Here is a 25,377-nt window from a genome sequence, read left to right as displayed (position 1 = left end):
TCCACATGGCGGCACTGGCGGCTACGTCACGTGACCGGCGTCAGGACCTCCACGCGGTTGCCCGCGCCGTCGAAGGTGTGGAAACGCTCGTAACCGTCGAACGTGTAGCGGTCCTTCCAGGTGAGCTCGAAGCCGAGCTCTTCCAGGCGGGCGCCGATGGACTCGAGGTGCTCAACGGAGTCGGCGACGAGGGCGGGGTGGGCCTTGCGCGCGGGCTCGAACGGGTCCTGGACGCCTACGTGGATCTCGGCGGTCGTGCGGCCCTCGTCGTCGAAGTCGCGGAACCAGCAGAGGGCCCGGCCCGCGAGCCCCGGCGGGAGTGGGACCTCGGTGAGGCCAAGGCCTTCACCGTAGAAGCGGCGGGCGGCATCCTCGCCGCCGGGCGGGCAGACAACCTGGACGTGATGAAGACGCATGGGCCCGATTATCGCTGCTCACACCGCCCGGCGAGAGGCTGTGCGAGCTCCGAAACCACCTTCGCACCCGGCTGTCCTATGGTCGGACCATGGAGCCGCAGGCGCGCAGCGTCACCGAGCACGTCGAACGTGTGCTCGCCCTCGTCGCGCCGCTGCGCGCCGCAGCACACGACCTGGAGGACGCGCTCGGCTCGGTCCTCACCGAGGACCTGTACGCCTCCGTGTCCGTCCCGCCCTTCGACGGCGCCGCGATGGACGGGTACGCGGTGCGGCTCGCCGACCTGCCGCCCGACGGGAGCCAGGTGACGCTGCAGGTGACCGGCGACGTCGCGGCAGGGCCGAGCGGCCTGACCGAGGTAGGGACGGGGCAGGCGGTCCGGATCATGACCGGCGCCCCGCTCCCGCCCGGTGCGGATGCCGTGATCCCCGTGGAGCGCACCTCGACCGGCCGGTTCGTGGCCGGTGCGCCACGGGCGGAGGAGGCGGTGACGCTCGCCAGGCAGTCCCGGCCGCACGTCCGGTGCGCGGGTGAGGACGTGCGCCAGGGGGAGCTTCTCGCGCGGGCCGGCACAGAGCTGACGGCGGCGCTGGTCGGTGCGCTCGCGGCGTCGGGCACGGTGCGCGTCGCGGTCCGACGCCGGCCACTGGTCGCCGTCATCTCCACCGGGTCGGAGCTGGTGCCGATCGGCGGTGTGCTCGGGCCGGGGCAGATCACCGACTCCAACGGGCCGATGCTCGCGGCGGCGGTCCGCGCGGCGGGTGCCGACGTCGTCCGGCTGGGGCCCGTGCCGGACGACCCCGCGGCGCTCCGCGGGGTACTCGACCAGGCGCTACACGCCGACGCCGACGGTGCGGGCGCCGACCTGATCGTGACCGCAGGGGGTGTGTCTGCGGGCGCGGCGGACGTGGTCCGGGAGGTCCTGGCAGCGGCTCCCGGCTCGAACCGTCCAGGAGCAACCGGCGTCGACGTCGCGACGGTCGCCATGTCCCCCGGCAAGCCGCAGGCCCTGGCGCGCTGGGGCGGTGTGCCGTGGCTGGCCCTGCCGGGCAATCCCGTGGGCGCGTACGCATCGTTCGAGCTCTTCGCGCGCCCGGCGATCGACCGCCTCCGAGGCGTGGAGGCCTCGGGGCAACACCACACACCCGGAGTGTGTTGCTCAGAGTCGACAATGTCTACGCAGAGCAACACACCCCGCGCGGTACCACTCGCCGCCGCGGCCGGCTGGTCCGGTTCACCGGGGCGGCTGCTCGTCGTCCCGGTCCGGCTCGTTCCGCTGCCCGACGCCGGCGGAGTCGCGCCGGAATCCGCCGGTGTCGTTCCCGCCGGTTCTCACCACTCGCTGTCCGCGCTCGCCACCGCCGACGGCCTGGCGTTCGTCTCGCCGGACGTCGAGAAGGTGCGTCCCGGAGACATCGTCCAGGTGCTGATGCTGCGATGACGGACGACGCCGAGACGCCCGCGGGGATCACGTACGACGCCGTCGTGCTGGCCGGCGGACGGGCCACCAGGCTGGGCGGCACCGCGCGGCTGGGCGACACCGCCAAGGCGGGACTCGTCGTCGAGGGCGAGCGGCTGCTCGACCGGGCGCTCACGGCGAGCAGCCGAGCCCGAGCAGCAGTGGTGGTGGGCCCGCCGGAGCTCGCCGGCGTGCTGACCGGCGTCCGGCCGCGACCGACGCTCACCCAGGAGGACCCGCCGTTCGGCGGGCCCGTCGCCGGCCTCGCCGCCGGACTACGAGCCCTTCCCACAGCTGGTGCGCCATGGGTTCTGGTCCTGGCCGTGGACGTGCCGCACGCCGCGGGCGCGATCGCCCTCCTGGAGCAGGCCGTTTCACGTGAACCCATGGACGGCGCGTACCTGGTGCGCGAGGGCCGGGCCCAGTGGCTGGTGGGGATCTACCGCCGCGCTTCCCTGGTCTCGGCGCTCGCCGGTATCGAGCCGGCCGGCGCCTCGATGAAACGCCTGGTCGGCGAGCTTCGCTGCGCGGAGGTGCCGGACCGGGCAGGCTGGAGCGACGACATCGACACCCCCGCGGACGCCGAGCGCCTCGGCGCCGCGACCGACGACTACCGGAAGGACCCGAGATGACGGACCTCGACAGCTGGGTGGAGGCGCTGGAGGCGGAGCTCGGGCTCCCGCCGGGGACGGTCGACGTCGGGGCGGTGCTCGACCTCGCCCGCGACGCGGCGCACGCCGTCGCCCGGCCGGCCGCACCGGTCACCACCTACGCGGTGGGCTTCGCGGCGGGCCTGGCCGCGGCAGGAGACCTGGGTGCTACGGCGAGCAGCGGACCGGACGCCGCCGAGAAGGCGCTCAGCCTCGCTGCTCGCTGGGTCGCCGACTGACCGCGGCGCAGCTCGCTCCGGCCAGGAGCGTCACCGCCGTCGTGCCGAGCGCCCAGGGCAGGCCCGCTGCCAGGTAGATCCCGCCGATAGCGGCGATCGCGACCGTCTGCGCCACGAGCGGACCGGTGGTGTTGAGCGCGGAGAAAGCGGACACCCGGTGCGGCGGAACCATGCCGGACAGGCGTGCGATCAGCGGACTGTAGCCCCTCGCATGGCCTGCCCCTGCCAGGACGAGGAGCGGCGCGAGAACCCACGGCGAGGCCCCGGTCGCAACCACTGCCACCACCACCGCCAGCACGACGGGCCCCGCCACGGGCAGCGCCCGGATGACGTGCTCCGGCATCCGGGTCCAGGTCAGGCTCATGACACCGAAGCCGATCGTGTACGGGAGAAACGCGAGGCCTGCGGCGAACGGCGTCCAGCCCAGGTCGTCCTGCACGTACAGGGTGAACGTGAAGAGCAGAGCCGCGTAGCAGCCCATCACGACGGCGCACGCGAGCAGACCGGACCTCATCCCGCGCGGCCGCAGCACGACGAGGTCGAGCAGGGGGTGCTCCGTCCGGAGCTGGTGCCGCACGAACCACGCGAGCAGCACCACCGAACCGCCGAGGGCAGCCCACGTCCACCACGGCCAATCTGTCTCCCGGCCCACCGTGAGCGACGTCGTGAACGCGGCCATGCCGAGCGCGAGGACGACGGTCCCGGAGACGTCGAGCCGGCGAGCTCTCACCCGGCCGGCGCCATCCCCGGCACGGGCCGGCGGCAGTACCTGCCCCACCGCCGCGAGCAGCAGCACGCCGACCGGGACGTTGACGAGGAACACGGGTCGCCACGACAGCCCGAACAGGTCCGCCGAGACCAGGAGCCCGCCGAGCAGCTGCCCCAGCGCGACGCCCAGGGCGAGCACCAGGGAGTACAGGCCGATGGCCCGCCGTCGTTCGGCTCCCTGGAAGTGGTGCTGGATCAGGGAGAACACCTGTGGGATCAGCAGCGCCGCCCCTGCGCCCTGGATCGCACGGGCCGCGACCAGGGCGACCGGCGTCGGCGCCAGGCCGCAGGCGAGCGACGCGACGGTGAAGACCGCGAGCCCCCACTGGAACGCCCTGCGGTGCCCGACCAGGTCCCCCAGCCGCGCCCCGGTGACGATGAGGCTCGCGAGGACCACCAGGTATCCCGAGAGCACGAGCTGCTGCACCGCGCCCGTCGCGCCAAGGTCCCGCTGGATAGCGGGCAGGGCGACGTTCGCGATGGAGCCGTCCATCGAGGCCATGGTCTGGGCGGCGAGGAGTACCGCGAGGAGCAGGGGCTTCCGCATGGCCCAAGGGTCCAGCGGCGGACGGCGGCAGTCTTGAAGATCCTTGTTCGGTGGCGGTCCTGGGGCCCGACCGGACTCGGGGTCGGGTCGGAGTGTCGGTGACCCCGCCTACGGTGGGGTCGTGCGCCACGCCACGCCCGTCCTCACCGCACCCGAGTACTCGGTGCGGGTCGTGGCGTGCTCGGACGACCACCGCGGATGGTCCAAGGCCGAGCCGGTCGAGACGTTCGGCCTCGTCCTCGCCCGGCGGGGGCACTTCCGGCTGGTGAACGGCAGCGTCGAGCAGACGGTGGACGTCACCCAGGGCTACACGCAGATCCCGGGTCTGGACCAGCGTTTCGCGCATCCTTCAGGCGGTGACGTGTGCACGTTCGTCTCGGTCGGCGCCGCGCTCTGGCACGAGATCGTCGGCGACCGGCCCACGTCCACCACGGTGCGGGTCGACGGTGTCGCCGAGCTGGCCCACCGGCTCCTGCTCCGGACGGTGCACGACGCCGCGGATCCCGCCGAACGCCTGGTCCGCACGGTGACGGCCGCGGCTCGCACCCCGGCGTCGGACGACGGCGGGGCCGCCCGGACGCCCGCCGCCCGCGCTTCCCGGGCGCGGCTCGTCGTGCACGCGCGCGAGGCGGTCCTTGACGACGCACCCGCGTCGCACGACCTGGTGAGCCTCGCCCGCGCGCTGAAGGTGTCGCCCGGGCACCTCAGCCGGATCTTCGTGACCGAGACCGGCGTCAGCCTCACCAGGTTCCGCAACCGGGTCCGCGTGAGCCGGGTGCTGGCCCGGCTGGAGGCGGGCGACGACGACCTGGCTGCGATCGCCGGAGACCTGGGCTTCGCCGATCAGGCCCACCTGACCAGGACGGTGCGCGTGACGCTCGGTACGACACCCGCCCGAGTGCGCAGTGCGTTCACCGACCGGAGCGCTGACCGGGACCGGCGTCGGCGCCGAGGTTACGCCGACGCCGGGCCGGCTCACCCCCCGAGGTGGGCGATCACCGCGCGTGCCTGGGCCTCGGCACCCGCCGAGTTCGGGTGCGCGGGAACGCCGATCGCCACCCCGTTGAGCGACAGCCCGTACGCCTCCGCGTACCGGTCGAACGGCCCGGTGCAGAGGTCATGGCCGCCGGTCGAGGCGAACGTGTCGACCACCTCCACAGCGGCGCGCTCGGCTGCCCGGTCGATCATCGTGTTGAGCTCGCGGAACTTCCCCGAGATGTACTTCATGTCGGTGTCGGAGGCGGCCAGGCGGGGGAAGCAACCGTGGTCGGGCACGACGTCCATGTAGTTGACCGCGAGGATGCGCGCGTTCGGCGAACGCTCCCTGATGCCCTCGAACGCCCCGACGAGCTTGTCCTCCGACGCGCTGATCTGCCGGCTGAGCTGGTCCACGCCGCCGCGCGTGTACTTGGCCTTGCAGCCGCCCAGCGGCAGGCCGATGCCGATGTCGGTGATCGGCGTGAGCGGCACGAGACCGAGGCAGTCGAGGCCCGCGGCCGCGATCCCGGCGTCGTTCCCGCCGATGCCCACGGTGACGAGGTCGGTGGTCGCCGTGAGGCGCGCGAACTGCGGATCGTTGGTGCCGAGCAGCACGCTCTGGCTGTTCGCGAAGTGCTCGGTGGTCGCAGCCCCGCACGAGGCGTCGCGGAACGTCGCGGGCCGGATCGCTTGCTCGACGAGCTTGGGATAGTTGACCTTGGACTGTGCGCAGCCGAGCGGCGCGTAGCGGGTGTCCGGGATGCCGCGGCCGTCGAGCAGCACGACGTCGGCTGTCCAGGAGTCGCCGAGGGCGACGTACTCCTCGTACCGGGGCACGGAACCCGGTAGCGCGGTGACCGCGCCGGCCTCCTCGGCCTGCGACGGCGGAGCCAACCCGACGGCGAGACCCGTCGAGGCGAACGAGGTGGCGAGGGCGAGGGCCAGTACACGGAACACCGCGCTGTGCTTCGTCATGCGCTGAGATTAGGTGGGCGGCCGTGACGCGGGATATCACAGCTCCGCTCGCGCATCCGGCGTCGTGTGCCGGTCCTGGACAGCGGTGACCGCGCAGGCCGGGCGGCCGCGTCGACCGGGTGTCAGTGTGCCCGCCTATCGTGTGGCGCATGGACCGGAACAGGCTCGAGTTCGCGGTGATCCCGACTGCGATCGGCGAGTGCGCGCTCGTCTGGAACGAGGACGCGGAGATCGTCGGCTCGGCGCTGCCCCACGGGGGTGCCGAGCAGGTGCGGGGTGCCGTGCGCAGCTGGTACCCGGACGCCGTCGAGGCCTCGCCCACGGCGGTGGCACCGGCCGCCGCGGCGCTCGTCCGGCTGCTCGGCGACGGCGTCGGCGACCTCGCGGAGGTTCCCCTGAACATGAGCGCCGTGCCCGACTTCGACCGTCGCGTCTACGAGGTGGTACGCGCCATCCCTCCGGGCGAGACCCGCACGTACGGCGAGGTCGCGGCCGAGCTGGGCACGCCCGGAGCCGCCCAGGCCGTCGGGCAGGCCATGGGCCGCAACCCGTTCCCGCCCATCGTGCCGTGCCATCGCGTGCTGGCAGCCGGCCGCCGCATCGGCGGGTTCTCGGCGCGTGGCGGGCCCCGCACCAAGGTCCGGATGCTGGAGACGGAAGGCGTCTACCTGGAGCAGCCCACGCTCTTCGATCTCTGATCGGGACCCGACCGGATCCCTCCGGCACCAAATTCACCCACCCCACAACTTTCTGGGCACACTGTGCGTCTTAGTCGCTGCCATGTCGCATATATGCACACCTCAGGAGCCCAGAACCGTATGAGCAAGAGATTCCCCGTTCGTTCCTCGGCAGCCACGGGCGCGCTCGCCCTGCTGCTGGCCGGCGCCCTCGCGGCGAGCCCTGCCGGTGCAGCGACCGACGACGCCGAGCGTGCGCCGCAGAAGGTGCCGACCTCTATCGGGTACGGCGGCGCGGTGAGCTCGCTCGACCCGGTCGTCTCCGAGATCGGCCTGCAGATGCTCCGCCAGGGCGGCAACGCCACCGACGCCGCCGTCGCCATGGCGGCGGCGATCGGCGTGACCGACCCGTACAGCGCCGGGATCGGCGGTGGCGGGTTCTTCGTCCACTACGACGCCGCGTCCGGACAGGTCGAGACCATCGACGGGCGCGAGACCGCGCCGTCGGCGATCGAGCACGACGCCTTCATCGACCCGGCGACCGGCAAGTCATACCCGTTCTATCCGGACCTGGTCACCGGCGGTGTCAGCGTCGGCGTCCCCGGAACTCCCGCGACGTGGGAGCGTGCGCTGGACCGGTGGGGCACCACGTCCCTGAGCCAGGCGTTGCGCCCGGCGACGAACGTGGCGGAGCAGGGCTTCGTGGTCGACCAGCTCTTCTACGAGCAGACGCTGCTGAACCAGGCGCGGTTCCAGGCCTTGACCTCGACCAGCGACCTGTTCCTGCCTGGCGGACAGGCGCCGGAGATCGGCTCCGTGTTCCGCAACCCGGACCTGGCTCAGACCTACCGGACGATCGCCAGCGATGGCGTCGAAGCGTTCTACGAGGGGGAGCTCGCGCAGGACATCGCGGACGCGGTGCAGGCTCCGCCCGTCGCGGCCGGGACCACGCTCCCGGTGCCGGCAGGATCGATGACCGCCGAAGACCTCGCGGCCTACGAGGTGGTGGACCGGGAGCCGGTCTCCGTCTCGTACCGCGGGTACGACATCTACGGGATGGCGCCGCCGGCATCCGGCGGAACCACCGTCGGCGAGACGCTCAACATCCTCAAGCAGTTCGACCTGGGTTCGCAGGACGACCCGGCCGTGCTGCACCACTACATCGAGGCGAGCGCCCTGGCGTTCGCGGACCGCGCCGCCTACCTGGGCGACGGCGACTTCGTGGACGTTCCGGTGGCCGGGCTGCTGGACGACACCTTCGCCAAGGAGCGGGCCTGCCTGCTCGACCCCGCGACGGCGGCTGCCAAGCCCGTGACGGCGGGTGACGCCAGGTCGTACGACGGCGTGTGCGCCACGCCCGGCGCGGAGGGCATCGTCCCCGAGGACACCGAGAGCCCGTCGACCACGAACCTGACGGCGGTCGACCGGTGGGGCAACGTGGTCGAGTACACGCTGACGCTGGAGCAGATCGGCGGTTCGGGGATCGTCGTGCCCGGGCGCGGGTTCATCCTGAACAACGAGCTCACGGACTTCAGCATCGAGTACAGCGCCACCGACCCGAACCGGCTCGAGGCCGGCAAGCGCCCGCGCTCGTCCATGGCGCCGACGATCGTCCTGGAAGACGGGCGTCCGGTGCTCGCGCTCGGTTCGCCAGGCGGATCCCAGATCATCAACACGGTCACGCAGATGCTGATCAACCGGATCGACCTTGGCATGACCATCGAGGAAGCGATCGCCGCCCCGCGGGCTGCGCCGCAGAACTCGGTGCGCACGATCGCCGAGCAGGCCTTCGTCGACAACTACGGCACGGCGCTGACCGGGTACGGGCACACGCTCCGGCCGACGGCCAACACGATCGGGGCGGCGACCGCCATCGAGATCGGCCCGGGCGGCCGTCTCACCGCCGTCGCCGAGCCGACCCGGCTCGGCGGTGGATCGGCCCGCGTGGTGTGGCCGGCGGGGTCCTGACCCCGTTCGCCGGACCGAACGGCCCGGTCAGCCGCTGACCTGGGCCGCGGGTTGAACCGAGCGGCCGACACGTCGATGACGTGCGGCCGCTCGGTGTGTCAGCCGGCTGTCAGCGGATGGTGCCACTCAGGGGGCTGTAGACCGTCTTGTTCGCATAGCCCGCGCGTGATCCGGTCACCACGACGGTCACCTGCTTGCCCCGGGCCGACGCCGGAACCCGGAACCGGTAGTAGGTGGCACCCGGCACCGCGACGCCCCCGACCTTCCACTGGTACCGCACGGTGGTCGGCAGCGGGGACCAGGTGCCCCGCACCGCCTGCAGCGTGTAGCCCACCTGCCGGGTGCCGCTGATCGTCGGGCGCGGCGCCGAGAACGTGCCGACCTTCACCGCCGCAGTTGCTGGGCTCCGGACGCTCAGGGTCGCGTAGCCGTTCGCGGAGCCCGTGATGGTCACCGACACCTTCTTGCCCGCCGCCGACGCCGGTACGGTCCACGTCCGCGAGGTCGCCCCGGCGACGGCGGCGCCGTTCAGCCGCCACTGGTAGGTGACGGTCGTCGGCGTCGGGGTCCAGGGCCACCGCTGCGCGGTGAGAGTCCTGCCGACCTGGGCGATGCCGTCGATGGAGGCCGGGCGTGAGGTGACGAAGGTCAGCGGCCGCACCGTCATGGTCCGTTGGGTGCTCCACTCGGGAGCGCCCGGGTACGACTGGTACGTGAACGTCAGCGTCTTGGTGCCCGCTCCGAGGGCGGGGCCGTCCAGCTGGAGCTGCTCGGTGCGCTCGTCGAACACAGCGCTGCCGACGACCGTCGAGCCCGACTTCACCGTCACCTTGCCGTACGGGGTGACGGCGTCCTCGCTGAGCGTCACGGACGCCGTGGGAACGTCCCCGAACGTGTACGACGTCGGGCCGGCGACCGTGATGGCGGGCGGGGTGGGAGTCACGCCACCGCCACCGACGTAGATGGAATAGTTCGTCGTCAAGCTGCGGTTGCCCGCCGCGTCGAGCGCCTCGACCGTCAGGTAGTTCGACCCCCACCTGGTCGGCGTGACGTTGATGACCGTGTTCTCCGTGGCCGCCACCTCCTGCAGCTGGCGGTCCGAGCTGAGGCCGTACCGGTACTTGACGACATCGTCCGACGAGCTCTTGACGAGGAAGGACCCAAGCTCTCCCACCGCACCGCGCTCGGTGTTCTCGAGATAGAAGGCGTCACCGCCCACCAGTGGTGTCACCGCAGGGGCCGCTGGGGCCTGGATGTCGATGGAGAACGTACAGGTGGCCGTCGGACTGACCAGGCCGCTGCTATCCGTACCGAAGACGGACCAGACGTACCGACCGCTGGTAAGCGTCTCGGACGGAACGTCGACGTAGTGCTCACCGCTGCGCGCGGACGACTCAGAGTCCTCCCACACCGTGACATCGGGAGACTCCGCCCGGGTGATCCGGAACGTCGCGGTGACCGGGGCGCCCGACGGATTCTGGGGGTCGTTGCTGTTCGGGTCGGGATCCACGATGTGCGCCATGAGTCGCGGCGTTGTTACCCGGACGACGGTCTCCTGTGCACACGACCAGCTCGAGCTCTGGTAACCGACCCTGAGATCCGTAGGCGTGGCCGGCACTCGGTTGAAGCGGACCACGAGCTGGGCGCGCGGCTTGAACGAGTTCCAGCCGCACGACATGCACGTCTCGTCCGCCGCCCTCAGGCCCGCCGTCACCGTCGACCGGTTGTCCCGCGCGGCGTTGATCGCGAGCTGCGTCGCATCGAAGTCGAAGAAGCCCGTGTACCCGGGCGTCAGCCCGCACTCCGGCCAGTAGAACCTGATGTCGCCGACGCGTCGGTCCGCCGTCCAGTCGGAGGTGCTCGCCCAGGTCGTGCCGGCCGAGATCCGCGGCACGTCGTAGAGCTCCAGGTGATTCGGCGTGCAATTTACGTCGTCAAGCCAGGCGTCGTCGCCGTACGCGAAGAGTTCGGCGGAGGTGATGTCCTGGGGCTCCAGATCAGCGAGGTACTTGATTCCGTCGAACTGCCAGACGAGCCGCTGCAAACCCGGCACAGCGCACCCCTCTGCGTACTCGGCGGGGTCGCAGTGGCCGACCCACTGGGTGCCGGTCCAGTTGTAGCTCGACGGACCGCCCTCGCGAAGAGCGGTCCAGGCAAGCGCCGGCCTCTCGACAGACGAATCGTTCGCCGTCGCCTCCAGCCGCATCCCACCGTTCGGCTCCGCGAACACCTCCGCGCCGGCACCGGCCGCGCCGACCACCTCGACGTCGTCGCCGCACGCAGAGGCGAGCGCCAGCGCGACCGCCTCGCTCTCGGCCGAACCGTCGCACTCGGCCGCCGACGGTGGCGGCACCTCCGTGGACGCCGCGACAGCGGTGGGTGTGACGAACCCCGCGAACACCAACCCGACCGCTGTAGCTCCGGCTATCAGGGAGCGCTTCATCGTTTCCTCCTGCGGCAACCATTCGACCTGGCGTAACGGCGTGAACCTACCGGCGCTGCGGCGCACCAACCCGCCATTTCGCGGGTGAACTCCACGGACTTGGACAAGTTGCTACCGAACGCCACAGGCCGACCGACCACATCGTGGGGATCCACCCGGTGCGAGACTGTGCACCGTGTCCGACGCCTCCACCCACCCCCTCCTCGACGTGCTGCTCGCCGGTGGCGCGCGCGCCGAGCGGCTGACGGCGTCGCGCATCTTCCCGGAGCGCACCGCCGAGCACGCCGACTGGCCGCGCTGGGCCGACGCCACGGTGGTGCAGGGGTACCGGAAGCTCGGCGTCGAGCGGCCGTGGACGCACCAGGCCGTCGCCGCCGACCTCGTCCACCAGGGCCGGCACACGGCCCTGGCCACGTCGACCGGATCGGGCAAGTCGCTCGCGTTCTGGCTCCCCGCGCTGTCCGCCGTCCGGACCGCCGCCGCTGCCGCCACGCTCGACCCCGGAAACATCGAGTCGGCGCACGTCCGCCCCACGACGGTCTACCTCAGCCCCACCAAGGCCCTGGCCGCCGACCAGCTGAGCGCGCTCGAACGCATCCTCGACGCGGCGGGCACGCGCGACGTCCGCGTCGCGACCTGCGACGGCGACACCTCGCGCGAGGAGCGCTCCTGGGTGCAGGACCACGCCGACGTCGTCCTGACGAACCCCGACTTTCTCCACTACGCCCTGCTGCCGAACCATCGCCGCTGGTCGCGGCTGCTGAAAGGGCTGCGGTACGTGGTGGTCGACGAGGGGCATGCCTACCGGGGCGTCTTCGGCGCGCACGTCTCGCTGGTGCTGCGGCGGCTCGCGCGCCTCGCGGCGCGGTACGGGGAGGGCTCGCCCACGTTCGTCGTCGCCTCAGCCACGACGGCGCAGCCGGCGGTCAGCGCGGCCCGCCTCATCGGCGTCGCGCCCGACGACGTCACCGCCGTCACCGAGGACGCCTCGCCCTCCGGACGCCGCACCGTCGTGCTCTGGCAGCCGCCGGAGATCGTCGGCTGGCGACCGCCCGTAGCCGACGGCGCAGGAGCAGACGCCGAACCAGATGCCGGCGCATCCCGGCACGGTCTGTCCGTCGAAGAGCCGACGTCGATGCGCCGGGTCGCCGTCGCAGAGCCCGACCCCTGGGCGCTGCCCGTCGACCCCGATTCGAGATCGACGCCGGAACCCGATCCCGAGGCCGAGCCGGTGGCGACCGAGGCCCCGCCGGAGCATCCGCGCCGGTCCGCGACCGCGGAGGTCGCCGATCTGCTCGCCGACCTGTCCGCGGCCGGAGCCCGCACCCTCGCGTTCACCCGGTCCCGGCGCGGTGCGGAGTCGGTGGCTCAGCAGGCCCGCGACCACCTGCGGCACGCAGCACCGGACGCCGCCCGCCGGATCGCGGCGTACCGCGGCGGCTACCTCCCGGAGGAGCGCCGCGAGCTGGAGCAGGCCCTGCGCACTGGTGACCTGCTCGGCCTTGCGACGACCAACGCACTGGAGCTCGGCGTGGACATCTCCGGCCTGGACGCGGTGCTGATCGCCGGCTGGCCCGGCACGCGGATGTCGCTCTGGCAGCAGGCGGGGCGTGCCGGGCGGGCCGGCGCAGACGGTCTTGTCGCGTTCGTCGCGCGCGAGGACCCGCTGGACACGTACCTCGTGACACATCCCGAGGCGGTGTTCGACGCCCCGCTCGAGGCCACGGTGTTCGACCCCGCGAACCCGCACGTACTCGCGCCGCACCTGTGCGCGGCGGCCCAGGAGGCACCGCTCCGGACCGAGGACCTCGCCACGTTCGGGCACCCCGACCACGTCCGCGGGATCCTGGACGTGCTGGTCGCCCGGGGTGCGCTCCGGCGTCGGACATCCGGGTGGTACTGGACGCACGCCCAGGGCGCCGCGGGCCTCACCGATCTGCGCGGGGCGGGCGGCACGCCGGTGCGCGTGGTGGAGCAGGGCACCGGCCGCATGCTCGGCACCGTCGACGCGGCGTCGGCGGACGGCCAGGTGCACGACGGCGCCGTCTACGTGCACCAGGGCACCACGTACGTGGTGTCGCACTTCGACCTGACGGACCACACCGCCGTCGTGCAGCGGCGCAAGCTCGACTACGGCACGTGGTCCCGTTCCGTGATGTCGGTGGCCATCGAGGGCTGGGACCAGGACGCCGAGGCGTCCGGCGACCCGGGTGCCGAGGCCGGGAGCGCGGACGGCCCCGGCCATGACCTGGTCACCCGGGAGTGGGGACCGATCACCTGGGGCCTCGGCCCGGTCGAGGTGACGTCGCAGGTGGTGAGCTTCCAGCGGCGTCGTGTCCCGGACATGCAGGTGCTGGGGACCGAGCAGCTGGAGCTGCCCGAGCACACCCTCGGCACCGTCGCCGTCTGGTGGTCGGTGCCCGAGTTCGTGCTGCGGGCCGCCGACATCACTCCTGAGCAGACGCCGGGCGCGCTGCACGCCGCCGAGCACGCCTCGATCGGCCTGCTGCCGCTGCTCGCGACGTGCGACCGGTGGGACCTCGGCGGGGTGTCGACGGAGCTGCACCCGGACACGGGCGAGGCGACGGTGTTCGTCTACGACGCCTATCCGGGCGGTGCGGGCTTCGCCGAGCGGGCCTACGACCTCGGCGCGACGTGGCTCCGGGCCACCCGTGACGCGATAGCTGCTTGCCCCTGCGCCGACGGGTGCCCGGCGTGCGTCCAGTCGCCGAAGTGCGGCTCGTACAACGCACCGCTGGACAAGGCCGCCGCCGTGCGGCTCCTCGACGCCGTGCTGTCGCACGACCCCCGCGCCACCCTCGCCGAGGCCCGCTGAGCCCTACTCGCCCAGGCGTTTGAACGGGGTCGTCGAGAACACCACCTCGACGGCGACGCCGAAGTACTCGGCGATGCGCAGCGCGAGGAACAGAGACGGGCTGTACTCACCCCGTTCGAGGTACCCGACCGTCTGGTAGTGCACCCCGAGCGCCTCCGCCAGCTCACGCCGCGAGATGCCACGTTCGGCGCGCAGCATCGCTATGCGGTTATGGACGACGTCGGACTGCTCTGCCACCACTCAGTACCCCTTGGTCATGTAACGCTCTCGTGCCGCCGCGACCGTGGAGCCCGACTCACGCCTGGCCATCCTGCGGAGCACGATCGGCGCGAGCACCATACCCACGACCGCCCAGACCCCGAGCACCGTGAACATCTCGACCGTGCGCCACGACTCCCCGATCTCCGCCGTGACCATGGCCTCCGGGAGCATCGCCGACCGGGCACCGAGCCCCAGCCAGTAGTACGGGAACGCCTGCCCCACCCACTGGAGCCACTCGGGCAGCGCCGTGATCGGGTAGAAGATCCCCGACGGCACGATCAGGAGCATCGACCCGAGGAACAACAGCCCGGTCTGGGACGCCGTCTTGAACAGCGACCCGAGCGCCACGCTGATCGGGACCGTCGCGACCATCCCCACCACGAAGATCAGCACCAGCAGAACCCCGGTACGGGCATCCAGCCGCAGGTCACCCGCGACCGTGAACGCCGGGATCACCAGCGCGACGAGGCTCACGAGCGTGGTCAGCGCGAACAGCAGGATCTTGCCGACGAGGTAGCCGATCATCCCGTTGGGTGTGGCCTTCGCCCGCAGCAGCGTCCCGTCCTCACGGTCGACCGCGATGGTGCTCGCGGGCCCGGTGAGCCCGCCGAACGCGATCGACATGCCGACCAGGCTGGGCAGCACCATGGCACCCAGCGCGAAGTCCGTTCCGGGCACGGTGCTGCCACGCATGAACAGCAGCACCACCGCGTAGATCACCGGGAAGGCGATGATCCAGATGACGTCGCCCGGCTCCTGGAGCGAGTACTTGGTCTCCAGCCAGCCACGGGAGAGCCCTGCCCGCACGGCCGCCCATCGCACGTCGGTCGGGGTGGACGTCGGTGTGGTCATGACTGCGCCTCCTCGGTCTGCTCGGTCTGCTCGGTCTCTGTCGACCCTGTCCGTCCGGTCCGGCGCGCGGGGTCACTCTCGGCCCGGTGGACGAGCGACATGTACGTGTCCTCGAGGCTCGCTCGCTTGACCTCGAGCTCGGTGGCCCCCGGATCATGCGTCAGGAGCTCACGGACGAACTGGGTCGGGTCGCCCTCGGTCACGGCGTGCACGTGTCGGCGGCCTTCGGACATCCAGCGCACCTCCGCCTGGGTGGTCAGCTCGCGGGCGAGCTGCTCCGCGGACCCGTTGGCGACGATGGTGCCCTCGTCGAGCACGAGGATCCGGTCGGCCAGCTTCTCTGCCTCGTCCAGGTCGTGCGTGGTGAGCAGGACCGTCGTGTTCTCGAAGTCGGCAAGGCGGTGCACCAGGTCGTGGAACTCCCGGCGGGCGTGCGGGTCGAAGCCCGCCGTCGGCTCGTCGAGGAAGACGAGCTCAGGCCGTCCGACGATGCCGATCGCCACGTCCAAGCGTCGGCGCTGCCCTCCGGACAGCTTCTGCACCTTCACGTTCGCGTGCTCCGCGAGGCCGACCACACCGATCAGCTCCTCGACGTCCCACGGCCGCTTGACCTCCGGGGTCGAGTACGGGCCGTAGAACCGCGCGAGGTACCCGAGCAGGTCCCGCACCCGCCAGCGGCCGTGGTCCCGCCACGACTGGAGCACCACGCCCAGCCGCGCGCGCCATGCCTCGTCGGCGTGCGCCGGATCCTGTCCGAGCACCGACACCTCGCCGGCCGACCGCATGCGGAAGCCCTCGAGGATCTCGATGGTGGTGGTCTTGCCGGCGCCGTTGGGGCCGAGCAGGGCGAGGACCTCGCCGCGGTACGCCTCGAACGAGACCCCCGTGAGCACGTCTTTCGTCCCGTATCGCATTCGTAGGTCACGCACGTCGAGCGCCACATCGCCCGACGGCGGAGGTGCGTTCCGCGCACCCATCGCATTTTCCGTACTTTTCATAGCAGGAATACTACGAGTCGTACTGAACGCATGTCACTCCCTTTCCGCATCGAGTTGGCCAGGATCACCCGTTCGGGGTCCGGCCCGCGCACTCGCTCGCGCCGCGCCGAGGGCGCCGCCCGGGCCCGCCGCCGCCCGTGTCACGACCACCCGCACCACGCCTCCGCCGAGCTCCTCGCAGACGGCGAGCGCCGCCCCGTTGCGTGCCACAGCGGTCCTTGCCGTCCCGCACGGATCGAAGCCGTCCCGCAACGCGGTCGCGCCGGCGAGCGCTCCGAGATCTGCTGCGGCCTGCGCCGCCCCGCGGGCGTTCTGGGCTGCGCCGAGCGCGGCGATCCCGAACGCGAGCACCAGGATCACGGCGATGACTCCGAGCACCAGTACCGTTCCGGCTCCACGCTCGGAGCATCGCTCGGTGCTCACGGCTCCACCCATGCCGTCGCCGCGCCCGTGGCCCGCAGCGTCCCAGACAACCAGCCACCTGCCACCGGCCGCGTCACCGTCACGCGTACCCAGCCACCCTCGTGCGCGAGCGCCAGCTCCGCCTCAGGACCGCCGACCCTGGCCACTACCGCGCTCACCGCAGGCCCCTGCTCTCCGATCGCCAGCGCCCGCGCTCCCGCGCGGGCCGCGTCCATGGCGCGCATCTGCGCCGTGGACGCGGCCGCGAGGGTGAGCACGGCGACGAGCACGAGGACCACGACGGGTAGCCCGATGGCGAGCTCCGCCGTCACCGTGCCCCGCTCCGACTCACGCTCCGCCATGGGTCAGCCGATCGTGAGCGCCGACTGGACCAGCGACGTGAGCATCGCCTTCACATCTCCGCCCCGCAGGATGACCATGAGGAGACCCGCGAACCCGGCGGCCGCGATAGTCGCGATGGCGTACTCAGCGGTAGCCAGCCCTCGCTCCGACTCGCGGTCGTCCGCCTCCGGCTGCGACCGGTCGTCCGGTTCGGGGCAGGCCACAGCAGTCTTTGTCGTTGTCATGTCTTCTCCGTCTCCGCCCGTTTCCGGGCAATCTGGCCCGCACTGCGAGCCGTCTCTTCATGACCCGCGCAGCGGGTCCCGCCCGCCGTGCGGCGGACGGCGTCGGCGCCCCTGAGCGCGCCGAAGCTTCTTGATCCCTGACGCCGGCTCAGCCGGCGAGCAGGTCGATCCCGAGCGCCAGCAGCACGGGAACGAGGCCCACCAGCACGAACGCGGGGAGGTAGCAGGTGCCCAGCGGGAGCACGAGCCGCACTCCGAGCCGTGCGGCAGCGGTCCGCGCGTCGGCTCTCCGCTCGTGCCGTATCTCCTCTCCGGCGGCCCGGAGTGCCTCGCCAGGTGCGGCGCCGTCCAGCCAGGCACCACGCAACGCCCGGACCATCGGGTCCAGCTCCCCGGAGACGCCGGTCCAGGCGCGCTCCCAGGCCGCTCCGAGCACGAGGGCGTGCCCCGCTCTGGTGAGCACCACCCCGTTGGCTCCACCGACGGCCGCGCCGGTCGCCTTCAGCGCCCGCGGCACGCCGGCGCCGGACTGCAGAGCAGCGGCCACCAGCTCCAGCACCACCTGAACGTCCACGCCTGGCCGGTCGGGACCGCAGGCAGCGGCCACGAGACGGTCCGACCAGACCCGACCGGCCACGAGCAGCACGAGCCCCGCGCCCACCGCCAGGCTGCCGATGCCGCCGTCCGTGGCAGTACCCACGGGGTCGGCGCCGAGCGCCCACCCGAGGAGCCCGCCGACGATCGGCAGCCACATGAGCAGCCGCCCCGTCGTCCGGGGGCCGGCGAGGGCCGCTTCTCGTTCAGCCCTCGACTCGGCCTCCGCGACGAGCGTCCCGGCGACCTGTTCGAGGACCCGGCCGAGCGGCGCGCCGACGTCCAGCGCGAGCCGGGTCGCCGCGACCACCGCCTCCGCATGCCGCGCGCCGAGCACCTGGGTGAGGCCGTCGACGTCGGGCACACCCGTGAGGTCCACGCCCACACCTGCCGCGCGCGACCACGACGCCCCTGGTGATGACCCCGCTCTGAGCAGCGCCACCACCTGCATCACGACCACCCGGACGTCGCCGCCGGGGCCGCGTTCGGCTCGGGAGCGGCGGCCCGGCCGAGCCACGGACGCCGCACCCGGCCCGGACCCGACGCCGGCGAGCCTGCCGATGGGGCCACCGGTGTCCGGTTCAGCTCCTGGCGCCGGGGGTACGAGGACCTCCCGCAACCGGCGACCGCCACGTGCCAGCACCAGCCAGGCACCGAGTGCGACGAGCAGCCCCACGCCGAGCGACTCCACGACGCTCACCACGGCCCGTACCTGCCCACCAGCTCGCGCCACGCGTCCGGCTCGACCGCGCAGCCACCGCTGCCGTCCCACCGCGCGACCGTCCGGACCTCCAGCTCGCCGCTCGGCCCGCGACCCACCAGCCCGATCTCCGCCAGGTACCGAGCACCGTTCGACCGGCGGAGGTGCAGCACCACGTCCAAGGCGCCGGCGGTCTGCGCGGCCACCGCCTCGCGGGTCATCCCCGCCAGACCCGCCAGCGCCTCCAGCCGGGCGGGCACCACCGCCACGGCGTTGGCGTGCAGGGTCGCGAAGCCACCGTCGTGCCCCGTGTTCATGGCCATGAGGACCTCGCGCACCTCGGCTCCGCGGCACTCGCCGAGCACTATGCGGTCCGGCCGCATGCGCAGCGCGTTGCGCACGAGGTCCGCGAGGTCCACGACGCCCGCCCCCTCGACGTTCGCGCGACGAGCGGCCAGGTGCACCACGTGCGGGTGCGCCGGCCGCAGCTCGCGGGCCTCCTCGACGGTCACCACGCGCTCGTCGTCCGGCACGAGGGAGAGCAGAGCGGCGAGCAGCGTGGTCTTTCCCGTGCCCGTGCCGCCGCTGATCAGCACGTTCGCTCGCCGCAGCACGAGGGCGCGCAGCAGGCCCGCCCACTGGCTCGGCAGGGCGCCGGCGGTCACCAGCTCGTCGAGCGTGAACGCGCGGGTGCGCAGCACACGCAAGGAGATCACCGCACCGGCCTCGGCGAGCGGTTCCAGCACGGCGTGCAAACGGGTGCCGTCCGGCAGGCGCGCGTCCACGGTCGGGCAGGCGTCGTCGAGCCGCTGGCCGCCGAGGGCGGCGAGCCGGACAGCCAGCCCGCGTACCGCGGTGGCCGTACCGAGGTTCACCGAGACGTGCTCGAGCCCTGCGCCCCTGTCGACCCACACGTCGTCCGGTCCGTTGACGAGCACGTCGGTGACGTCGGGTGCGTCGAGGAGCGCCTGCAGCGGCCCCGCGCCGGTGAGCTCGGCGCGGGCAGCGCGCTCCAGGTCACGGAGCGCGTCGGACCCCAGCACTCGGCCGGAGTCCCGCACGGCGTCGCGGACGGCAGCTCCGGCGCCGGTGCGGCCGGTCGCGAGGCGCGCGCGGACGTCGTCGAGCAGGGAGCTCTCAGCAACCGGCGTGCTCACAGTGCGCCCGCCATGTCCGCAGCGAACCTGCCGAGCGTGGCCCGGTGCGACATCGCCGGCCCCTCACCCCGTTCGATCGCGCGGGCCAGCCCCACGTCGCGACCCATCGCCCCGGCGACCGGCAGCCCGAGCGCAGCCGACACGTCCTCCTCGTCGACCGAGCCGGGCGCCGGACCCCGCACCACCAGCCGCACGTCCGGTACGCCCGCACCCCGCAGCGCGTCGCGTACCCGTCCCGCGCCCATGATCGCGGGCAGCGTCAGCGGCACCACGAGCAGCGCCGTGTCGCAGCCGGCCAGGAGGGTGCGCACGGCCAGGCCGTCGCTGCCGGGCGCCTCGGCGGCGGCTCCCCCGCCCCGCCGGGTGACAGAGCCCCAGGTACCCGGCCGCGGCAGGTCGAGCACCAGCGACTCGCCCGCCCGTACCAGGCCACGGCAGACGTCGAGCACCACGTCGTCCTCGGGCGGCGCACCCGACGCCGTACCGCTCAGCACCGGCACCATGCCCCAGCGGGGCAGGGCGGCCACCACTCCGGCACCGTCGACCTCGCCGCGCGCCTCGACGAGGTCCGGCCAGCGGGCGCCGCGCCCGCCGTCGGCCCCCAGGAGCAGGTCCGTGCCCGCTCCGTGCGCGTCGAGGTCGACGAGTGTGGCTCGCTCCCCGGTCCGGCGCAGGCCGTGGGCCACGCACGCGGCCACGACTGACGTGCCCGCTCCACCACACGCGCCGACCACGCCGATCACCCGTCCCGGCTCCGGCACCACGCCGCCCACTGTGCTGACCATCGCCGCCTCCTCTGTCCGGGCCCTCCCGGGCTTCCGCCGGGCAGGTGACCACGTCCTCGCTCCGGGCTGACTGCCCGGGCTCCGGAATCAGGTTGGGCGTTCGGCGCCGGGCTGACGTGACCCGGTCGGCCCAGCTGTGCACAGGTAGAGGGAATCCACTCTTGTGGTCGGGCTCGCTCCCCCGTCCCGTCGTGACCAGGGTCTGCGGGTCGGGCTGACGAGTTTCATCCGAACAGCGGCACGCCCCGCTGGTGGCCTCCCCTGACCGACGGCGCCGTTAGGCTCGTCGCGTGACCGAGCAGGTTCCCCAGATCGCCACTCGACCGACGTCGCGCGCCCCGCGTACGGCCGCGTTCTTCGATCTCGACAAGACGATCATCGCCACGAGCTCGTCGGCGGCATTCTCCAAGCCGTTCCTCGCGGGCGGGCTGCTCTCGCACGCCGACGTGCTGCGCAGCGCCTACGCCCATTTCGTCTTCATGATCGGCAACGCCGACGCCGACCAGACCGAGCGGATGCGCGCCCATCTGTCGTCGCTCGTGACCGGCTGGGACGTGGAAAAGGTCCGGCAGATAGTCACCGAGACGGTGCACGAGCTCATCGACCCGTACGTCTACGCGGAGGCGGTCGAGCTCATCGCCGAGCATCACGCGGCGGGCAGGGACGTGGTCGTGGTGTCGGCGTCGGCGGCCGTGCTGGTCGAGCCCATCGCCGGCGCTCTGGGCGCGGACCACGTGCTCTCCACCCAGATGAGCGTCGCGGACGGGCGATTCACCGGCAAGATCGACTTCTACAACTACGGCGACAACAAGGCGGTGGGCATTCGCCGGCTCGCCGCGCGAGAGCAGTACGACCTCGCCGGAAGCTTCGCCTACTCCGACTCCATCACGGACGCCCCGATGCTGGCCGCCGTCGGCCACGCCTACGTGGTCAACCCGGACCGCGTCCTGAAGCGGCGCGCGGCCCAGTCCGGCTGGGGTGTCCTCGCGTTCACGCGGCCGATCGCGCTGCGCCCGCGCATCGAGCCCATCCCTGTCATCGCGGTGGTCGGCGTCGCGGTCGTGGGTGTCGCAGCCTGGCTGATCTGGCGCGCGGCCCGACGCCGGTCCCGACGCGACTGAACCCCGAGGCACGCACCCCTGTCGGCGACGGCTACGAGTGACGGGTCAAGGTCGACCGGACCGCAACATCGGGTCAAGCCGAGGCAAGGCCAAATATTTTCGCGACCAATTGCCAACATGACAGGAATTGGCAATTGTGAAGATGAGCCCGCTCCAGTTGCTTTTGTTAGCCGAAGGCAGTGTGATTGTGTTCACAGCAAGCATTCAGGGCGGAAGGGACCGTGCCCTGGGTTCCGAAAGGGTGTTGACCCGATCGGAGAGCAAGCGAAGTGCACGGTCACCCCGCCCAGCTGGTGAGAGCGACATCCGGCTTGAGGATGCTCCCGGACGTCGTACTCGTAGACCGAGATCTCGCCACCGCAGTGGCCGGGCCCTCGCACTTCCGGATCGCGAACGGAAATTGCGAGGAGCCCGGCCGCACGGCGAATCGTTTCGCGGAATGCACACTCGCTGGTAAAGAATCACCACGCACACATTCCTCCCGGCGTTGAAACGCCGCAGGCACAGGAATCGCGCTCACCACACAGCCCCGCAGCGGGTCACCGCCACTGCCCGCGTGCATACTGCGGCTGCATTCCCACCCCGGACCCCACCGGCTGGACCCCGATCTTCTCGCCCAGGGTGTGTGCCGCTCGCAGCGGCCAGTACGGGTCCCGCAGCGCCTCGCGTCCGAGCATGACGGCGTCCGCCGAACCCTCCACGAGGATCTGCTCGGCCTGCGCCGGCTCGCTGATGAGCCCCACGGCACTCACCGGCAGCCCGGAGACCTCCCGTACGCGACGTGCGTACGGGACCTGGTAACCCGGCCCGACGGCGATGGTCGCCGGCGCCGCGCCCCCCGTCGACACGTCGATCAGGTCCGCACCCAGCGTGCCCAGCCGGCCGGCGACCGCCGCGACGTCGTCGACCCCGAGGCCGTCGTCGCGCCAGTCCGTCGCGGACAGCCGCACCAGCACCGGCAGCTCGTCCGGCCAGACGGACCGCACAGCACCGACCGTCTCCTCGACGAGCCGCGAGCGCCCGTCCGGTGACCCGCCGTACTCATCGGTGCGGGAGTTCGCGAGCGGCGACAGGAACTGGTGGAGCAGGTACCCGTGTGCCGCGTGCACCTCCACCGTGTCGAAACCCGCCTCGCGGGCGCGGCGCGCGGCCGCGGCGAACTGCTCAGGGACGTCGGCCACCTGCTCGGCGGACATCTCCGCCGGGGTGTCGAGCCCGGGGAACGCCGCGGGCGACGGGGCCAGGGTCGGCCAGCCGCCGTCGGCCGCCGGGACGGTGCCCTGGAGCGGGGACCAGGGGCGGAAGGTCGACGCCTTGCGCCCTGCGTGCGCGAGCTGGATGCCGATCCGCGCCCCGCGGTCGTGCACGAAGTCGACGATGCGCTTCCAGGCGACCGCCTGCTCGTCGTTCCAGATGCCCGTGTCCTGGGGCGAGATCCGGCCCTCCGGCACGACGGCGGTCGCCTCGGTCAGCACCATCCCGAACCCACCGGCGGCGCGGGCACCGAGGTGCACGAGGTGCCAGTCGTTCGGCATCCCGTCCGACGCGGAGTACTCGCACATGGGTGACAGCCAGACCCGGTTGGGCACCGATAGGTCGCGGAGGGTGACCGGTTCGAAAAGGAGACTCACGCCAGCCCCAACGTGGCCGGTCCCCGGGCCATTCCGGGTGGCCCGACCGGTGTCTCAGGTGGTGACACGGGATTGTGAGGACTGTCACCGTCCGGGACTACACTCACCGACCAGAGAGACGTCAAGGCAGTACCAAGCACCTGCCTGAGACGAACGCGAAGACGCGCACCGGAGGTCACCGTGACAGACACCAACCCGACGTCGGGCTCGGCATCCAGCCCCAGCCTCGAGAACCTGCTGCACGAGACCCGGAGCTTCCCGCCCAGCGCGGAGTTCGCGGCTCAGGCGAACGCGAAGGCCGACCTGTACGAGAAGGCATCGGCGGACCGCCTCGAGTTCTGGGCCGAGCAGGCTCGGGAGCTCGTGACCTGGAAGACGCCGTTCACCGAGACCCTCGACTGGAGCGGCGCCCCTGTCGCACGCTGGTTCGCGGACGGCACGCTGAACGCCGCGTACAACGCGGTGGACCGGCACGTCGAGGCGGGCAACGGCGACCGCGTCGCCATCCACTTCGAGGGCGAGCCCGGCGACACCCGTACGGTCACGTACGCCGACCTGCAGCAGGAGGTGTCCCGCGCGGCGAACGCCCTGACCACGCTCGGCGTGCAGACCGGCGACCGCGTGGTCATCTACCTGCCGATGCTCGTCGAGTCCGTGGTGGCCATGCTGGCCTGCGCCCGCATCGGTGCCGCGCACTCCGTGGTGTTCGGCGGCTTCTCGGCAGACGCCCTCCGTAGCCGCATCGCCGACGCGGAGGCCACGCTGGTGATCACCGCCGACGGCGGTTTCCGCCGCGGCGCGCCGTCGGCCCTCAAGCCCGCCGTCGACGAGGCGCTCGCGCCCAAGGAGGGTGCCGAGGCGACCACAGTCCAGAAGGTGCTCGTCGTCCAGCGCACCAAGCAGGACGTCGGCTGGGTAGAGGGACGCGACGTGTGGTGGCACGAGGCGCTGGCCGCCGCGGACCCGGTGCACGAGCCCGTGGCCGTCGAGGCCGAGCACCCGCTGTTCATCCTGTACACGAGCGGTACGACCGGGAAGCCGAAGGGCATCCTGCACACCACCGGTGGCTACCTCACGCAGGCCGCGTACACCCACAAGAACGTCTTCGACCTCAAGCCGGAGACCGACGTCTACTGGTGCACGGCCGACGTCGGCTGGGTCACCGGCCACTCCTACGTGGTCTACGGGCCGCTCGTGAACGGCGCCACGCAGGTCCTGTACGAGGGCACGCCCGACACCCCGCACCGCGGGCGCTGGTGGGAGCTCATCGAGAAGTACAAGGTCTCGATCCTGTACACCGCACCGACGGCGATCCGTACCTGCATGAAGTGGGGCGACGACATCCCCGGCGGGTTCGACCTCTCCTCCCTGCGCGTCCTCGGCTCGGTGGGCGAGCCCATCAACCCCGAGGCGTGGATGTGGTACCGCCGCGTCATCGGCGGCGACCGGACCCCGATCGTCGACACCTGGTGGCAGACCGAGACCGGCGCCATCATGATCAGCCCGCTCCCGGGCGTCACCGCGGCCAAGCCGGGCTCGGCCCAGGTCCCGCTGCCCGGCATCGTCGCGACGGTCGTCGACGACGAGGCGAAGCCCGTGCCCGACGGCGGCGGCGGTTACCTCGTGCTGTCCGAGCCGTGGCCGTCCATGCTCCGCGGCATCTGGGGGGACCTGGAGCGCTACAAGGAGACGTACTGGTCGCGGTTCGAGAACCTGTACTTCGCCGGCGACGGCGCCAAGAAGGACGACGACGGCGACATCTGGCTGCTGGGCCGCGTGGACGACGTCATGAACGTGTCCGGCCACCGCCTGTCCACCACGGAGATCGAGTCGGCGCTCGTGTCGAACCCGATCGTGGCGGAGGCCGCGGTCGTCGGCGCGAACGACGAGACGACCGGGCAGGCCGTCGTCGCGTTCGTGATCCTGCGCGGTGAGCACGCGAACCGGGCAGCGACGCCGGAGGGCGCCGCCGAGGTACAGAAGGAGCTGCGCGACCACGTGGGCAAGGAGATCGGCCCGATCGCGAAGCCCAAGAAGATCCTCGTCGTGCCCGAGCTGCCCAAGACGCGGTCCGGCAAGATCATGCGCCGCCTGCTGCGCGACGTCGCCGAGGACCGGGCGGTGGGCGACGCGACCACCCTCGCCGACTCCTCGGTGATGGACCTGATCACGGCGGGCCTGGCCGCGCCGTCGGCCGCCTCGGAGGACTGACCCCTTCCGCTGGTCGAGCCTGTCGAGGCCACGGGGCACTCACGCCACTCACGAGGAGAAAAAAATAGGAGCGAACAAAAGGCACCGCCTGACCAGGAACGTCGTATGGGAAGTCTGACCCCCA

22 protein-coding genes and 1 pseudogene are annotated in these 25,377 nt (G+C 72.2%); 9 read left to right on the top strand and 14 right to left on the bottom strand.

Features of this window, described 5'->3' with window-relative positions; genetic code table 11:
* Nucleotides 1-26: 26 nt before the first annotated feature.
* On the bottom strand, nt 27-416 hold the full coding sequence (locus AB0I32_RS04180; RefSeq protein ID WP_357503186.1) for a VOC family protein: 390 nt from the start codon (nt 414-416) through the stop codon (nt 27-29).
* 89 nt (nt 417-505) lie between these two features.
* On the opposite strand from AB0I32_RS04180, the gene glp reads away from it, so the two are divergent.
* The 3 genes from glp to AB0I32_RS04165 are packed head-to-tail and all read left to right on the top strand — an operon-like array spanning nt 506 to nt 2,762.
* A complete protein-coding gene (gene glp, locus AB0I32_RS04175; protein ID WP_357503184.1) occupies nt 506-1,855 on the top strand; it encodes a gephyrin-like molybdotransferase Glp in 1,350 nt (449 codons plus the stop codon).
* A complete protein-coding gene (locus AB0I32_RS04170) occupies nt 1,852-2,505 on the top strand; it encodes an NTP transferase domain-containing protein (RefSeq protein ID WP_357503182.1) in 654 nt (217 codons plus the stop codon). Before glp ends, AB0I32_RS04170 begins: the two co-directional genes overlap by 4 nt.
* Complete coding sequence (locus AB0I32_RS04165; RefSeq protein ID WP_357503180.1) at nt 2,502-2,762, top strand: DUF6457 domain-containing protein; 261 nt, start codon at nt 2,502-2,504, stop codon at nt 2,760-2,762. Before AB0I32_RS04170 ends, AB0I32_RS04165 begins: the two co-directional genes overlap by 4 nt.
* Here AB0I32_RS04165 and AB0I32_RS04160 read toward each other — a convergent pair.
* A complete protein-coding gene (locus AB0I32_RS04160) occupies nt 2,731-4,077 on the bottom strand; it encodes an MFS transporter (protein ID WP_357503178.1) in 1,347 nt (448 codons plus the stop codon). The genes AB0I32_RS04165 and AB0I32_RS04160 overlap by 32 nt on opposite strands.
* A gap of 121 nt (nt 4,078-4,198) precedes the next feature.
* Here AB0I32_RS04160 and AB0I32_RS04155 point away from each other — a divergent pair.
* Nucleotides 4,199-4,972: pseudogene (locus AB0I32_RS04155) on the top strand (AraC family transcriptional regulator); the annotation flags it as partial.
* An 80-nt stretch (nt 4,973-5,052) separates the two neighbouring features.
* On the opposite strand, the gene AB0I32_RS04150 reads toward AB0I32_RS04155, so the two are convergent.
* Complete coding sequence (locus AB0I32_RS04150; protein ID WP_357503176.1) at nt 5,053-6,030, bottom strand: SGNH/GDSL hydrolase family protein; 978 nt, start codon at nt 6,028-6,030, stop codon at nt 5,053-5,055.
* 149 nt (nt 6,031-6,179) lie between these two features.
* Between AB0I32_RS04150 and AB0I32_RS04145 the strand changes: the two genes are divergently transcribed.
* Together AB0I32_RS04145 and ggt are read left to right on the top strand one after the other, a co-directional pair.
* Entirely contained in the window at nt 6,180-6,728 is a 549-nt protein-coding gene (locus AB0I32_RS04145; RefSeq protein ID WP_357503174.1) for an MGMT family protein, read from the top strand.
* A gap of 120 nt (nt 6,729-6,848) precedes the next feature.
* On the top strand, nt 6,849-8,675 hold the full coding sequence (gene ggt, locus AB0I32_RS04140; protein WP_357503172.1) for a gamma-glutamyltransferase: 1,827 nt from the start codon (nt 6,849-6,851) through the stop codon (nt 8,673-8,675).
* 109 nt (nt 8,676-8,784) lie between these two features.
* On the opposite strand, the gene AB0I32_RS04135 is transcribed toward ggt, so the two are convergent.
* A complete protein-coding gene (locus AB0I32_RS04135; RefSeq protein WP_357503170.1) occupies nt 8,785-11,118 on the bottom strand; it encodes a hypothetical protein in 2,334 nt (777 codons plus the stop codon).
* Nucleotides 11,119-11,293: 175 nt separating this feature from the next.
* Here AB0I32_RS04135 and AB0I32_RS04130 point away from each other — a divergent pair, with 175 nt between their 5' ends.
* A complete protein-coding gene (locus AB0I32_RS04130; RefSeq protein ID WP_357503168.1) occupies nt 11,294-13,954 on the top strand; it encodes a DEAD/DEAH box helicase in 2,661 nt (886 codons plus the stop codon).
* A gap of 3 nt (nt 13,955-13,957) precedes the next feature.
* On the opposite strand, the gene AB0I32_RS04125 is transcribed toward AB0I32_RS04130, so the two are convergent.
* From AB0I32_RS04125 to AB0I32_RS04085, 9 genes are all read right to left on the bottom strand, one after another.
* A complete protein-coding gene (locus AB0I32_RS04125; protein WP_357503166.1) occupies nt 13,958-14,191 on the bottom strand; it encodes a helix-turn-helix transcriptional regulator in 234 nt (77 codons plus the stop codon).
* A gap of 3 nt (nt 14,192-14,194) precedes the next feature.
* Complete coding sequence (locus AB0I32_RS04120; protein WP_357503164.1) at nt 14,195-15,067, bottom strand: ABC transporter permease; 873 nt, start codon at nt 15,065-15,067, stop codon at nt 14,195-14,197.
* Nucleotides 15,064-16,065 carry an ABC transporter ATP-binding protein gene (locus AB0I32_RS04115; protein ID WP_357503162.1) on the bottom strand — a complete coding sequence of 334 codons (1,002 nt, stop codon included), beginning with the start codon at nt 16,063-16,065 and terminating at the stop codon, nt 15,064-15,066. Before AB0I32_RS04115 ends, AB0I32_RS04120 begins: the two co-directional genes overlap by 4 nt.
* Nucleotides 16,066-16,098: 33 nt before the next feature.
* Nucleotides 16,099-16,488, bottom strand: a complete 390-nt coding sequence (locus tag AB0I32_RS04110) for an Rv3654c family TadE-like protein (protein WP_357503160.1) — start codon at nt 16,486-16,488, stop codon at nt 16,099-16,101.
* Nucleotides 16,485-16,829 carry a TadE family type IV pilus minor pilin gene (locus AB0I32_RS04105; protein WP_357503158.1) on the bottom strand — a complete coding sequence of 115 codons (345 nt, stop codon included), beginning with the start codon at nt 16,827-16,829 and terminating at the stop codon, nt 16,485-16,487. The genes AB0I32_RS04110 and AB0I32_RS04105 overlap by 4 nt, the downstream gene beginning before the upstream one ends.
* A gap of 3 nt (nt 16,830-16,832) precedes the next feature.
* The gene (locus AB0I32_RS04100; protein WP_357503156.1) at nt 16,833-17,054 is read right to left on the bottom strand and encodes a DUF4244 domain-containing protein; all 222 of its coding nucleotides are present in this window, start codon (nt 17,052-17,054) and stop codon (nt 16,833-16,835) included.
* Nucleotides 17,055-17,202: 148 nt separating this feature from the next.
* Complete coding sequence (locus AB0I32_RS04095) at nt 17,203-18,351, bottom strand: type II secretion system F family protein (protein WP_357503154.1); 1,149 nt, start codon at nt 18,349-18,351, stop codon at nt 17,203-17,205.
* Entirely contained in the window at nt 18,345-19,505 is a 1,161-nt protein-coding gene (locus AB0I32_RS04090; RefSeq protein ID WP_357503152.1) for a TadA family conjugal transfer-associated ATPase, read from the bottom strand. Before AB0I32_RS04090 ends, AB0I32_RS04095 begins: the two co-directional genes overlap by 7 nt.
* Nucleotides 19,502-20,290, bottom strand: a complete 789-nt coding sequence (locus AB0I32_RS04085; RefSeq protein WP_357503150.1) for a pilus assembly protein FlpE — start codon at nt 20,288-20,290, stop codon at nt 19,502-19,504. Before AB0I32_RS04085 ends, AB0I32_RS04090 begins: the two co-directional genes overlap by 4 nt.
* Nucleotides 20,291-20,580: 290 nt before the next feature.
* Here AB0I32_RS04085 and AB0I32_RS04080 point away from each other — a divergent pair, with 290 nt between their 5' ends.
* Nucleotides 20,581-21,411 (top strand): HAD-IB family hydrolase, encoded by an 831-nt coding sequence (locus AB0I32_RS04080; RefSeq protein WP_357503148.1) that lies wholly within the window; start codon nt 20,581-20,583, stop codon nt 21,409-21,411.
* A 539-nt stretch (nt 21,412-21,950) separates the two neighbouring features.
* On the opposite strand, the gene AB0I32_RS04075 is transcribed toward AB0I32_RS04080, so the two are convergent.
* Complete coding sequence (locus AB0I32_RS04075; RefSeq protein WP_357503146.1) at nt 21,951-23,042, bottom strand: NADH:flavin oxidoreductase/NADH oxidase; 1,092 nt, start codon at nt 23,040-23,042, stop codon at nt 21,951-21,953.
* Between the two features lie 180 nt (nt 23,043-23,222).
* Here AB0I32_RS04075 and acs point away from each other — a divergent pair, with 180 nt between their 5' ends.
* Entirely contained in the window at nt 23,223-25,253 is a 2,031-nt protein-coding gene (gene acs, locus AB0I32_RS04070) for an acetate--CoA ligase (protein ID WP_357503144.1), read from the top strand.
* The last annotated feature ends 124 nt before the right edge of the window (nt 25,254-25,377 follow it).

Origin of the sequence: Promicromonospora sp. NPDC050249 (genome assembly GCF_040656015.1) — a bacterium.
Classification (GTDB): domain Bacteria; phylum Actinomycetota; class Actinomycetes; order Actinomycetales; family Cellulomonadaceae; genus Promicromonospora.
This window is presented reverse-complemented; position numbering and strand designations above follow the sequence as displayed.

What these genes read in the sequence shown, in the direction of transcription:
- AB0I32_RS04180 (WP_357503186.1), bottom strand. Translation starts at nt 416, where the DNA reads ATGCGTCTTCATCACGTCCAGGTTGTCTGCCCGCCCGGCGGCGAGGAT.
- glp (WP_357503184.1), top strand. Translation starts at nt 506, where the DNA reads ATGGAGCCGCAGGCGCGCAGCGTCACCGAGCACGTCGAACGTGTGCTC.
- AB0I32_RS04170 (WP_357503182.1), top strand. Translation starts at nt 1,852, where the DNA reads ATGACGGACGACGCCGAGACGCCCGCGGGGATCACGTACGACGCCGTC.
- AB0I32_RS04165 (WP_357503180.1), top strand. Translation starts at nt 2,502, where the DNA reads ATGACGGACCTCGACAGCTGGGTGGAGGCGCTGGAGGCGGAGCTCGGG.
- AB0I32_RS04160 (WP_357503178.1), bottom strand. Translation starts at nt 4,077, where the DNA reads ATGCGGAAGCCCCTGCTCCTCGCGGTACTCCTCGCCGCCCAGACCATG.
- AB0I32_RS04150 (WP_357503176.1), bottom strand. Translation starts at nt 6,030, where the DNA reads ATGACGAAGCACAGCGCGGTGTTCCGTGTACTGGCCCTCGCCCTCGCC.
- AB0I32_RS04145 (WP_357503174.1), top strand. Translation starts at nt 6,180, where the DNA reads ATGGACCGGAACAGGCTCGAGTTCGCGGTGATCCCGACTGCGATCGGC.
- ggt (WP_357503172.1), top strand. Translation starts at nt 6,849, where the DNA reads ATGAGCAAGAGATTCCCCGTTCGTTCCTCGGCAGCCACGGGCGCGCTC.
- AB0I32_RS04135 (WP_357503170.1), bottom strand. Translation starts at nt 11,118, where the DNA reads ATGAAGCGCTCCCTGATAGCCGGAGCTACAGCGGTCGGGTTGGTGTTC.
- AB0I32_RS04120 (WP_357503164.1), bottom strand. Translation starts at nt 15,067, where the DNA reads ATGACCACACCGACGTCCACCCCGACCGACGTGCGATGGGCGGCCGTG.
- AB0I32_RS04115 (WP_357503162.1), bottom strand. Translation starts at nt 16,065, where the DNA reads ATGAAAAGTACGGAAAATGCGATGGGTGCGCGGAACGCACCTCCGCCG.
- AB0I32_RS04105 (WP_357503158.1), bottom strand. Translation starts at nt 16,829, where the DNA reads ATGGCGGAGCGTGAGTCGGAGCGGGGCACGGTGACGGCGGAGCTCGCC.
- AB0I32_RS04100 (WP_357503156.1), bottom strand. Translation starts at nt 17,054, where the DNA reads ATGACAACGACAAAGACTGCTGTGGCCTGCCCCGAACCGGACGACCGG.
- AB0I32_RS04085 (WP_357503150.1), bottom strand. Translation starts at nt 20,290, where the DNA reads ATGGTCAGCACAGTGGGCGGCGTGGTGCCGGAGCCGGGACGGGTGATC.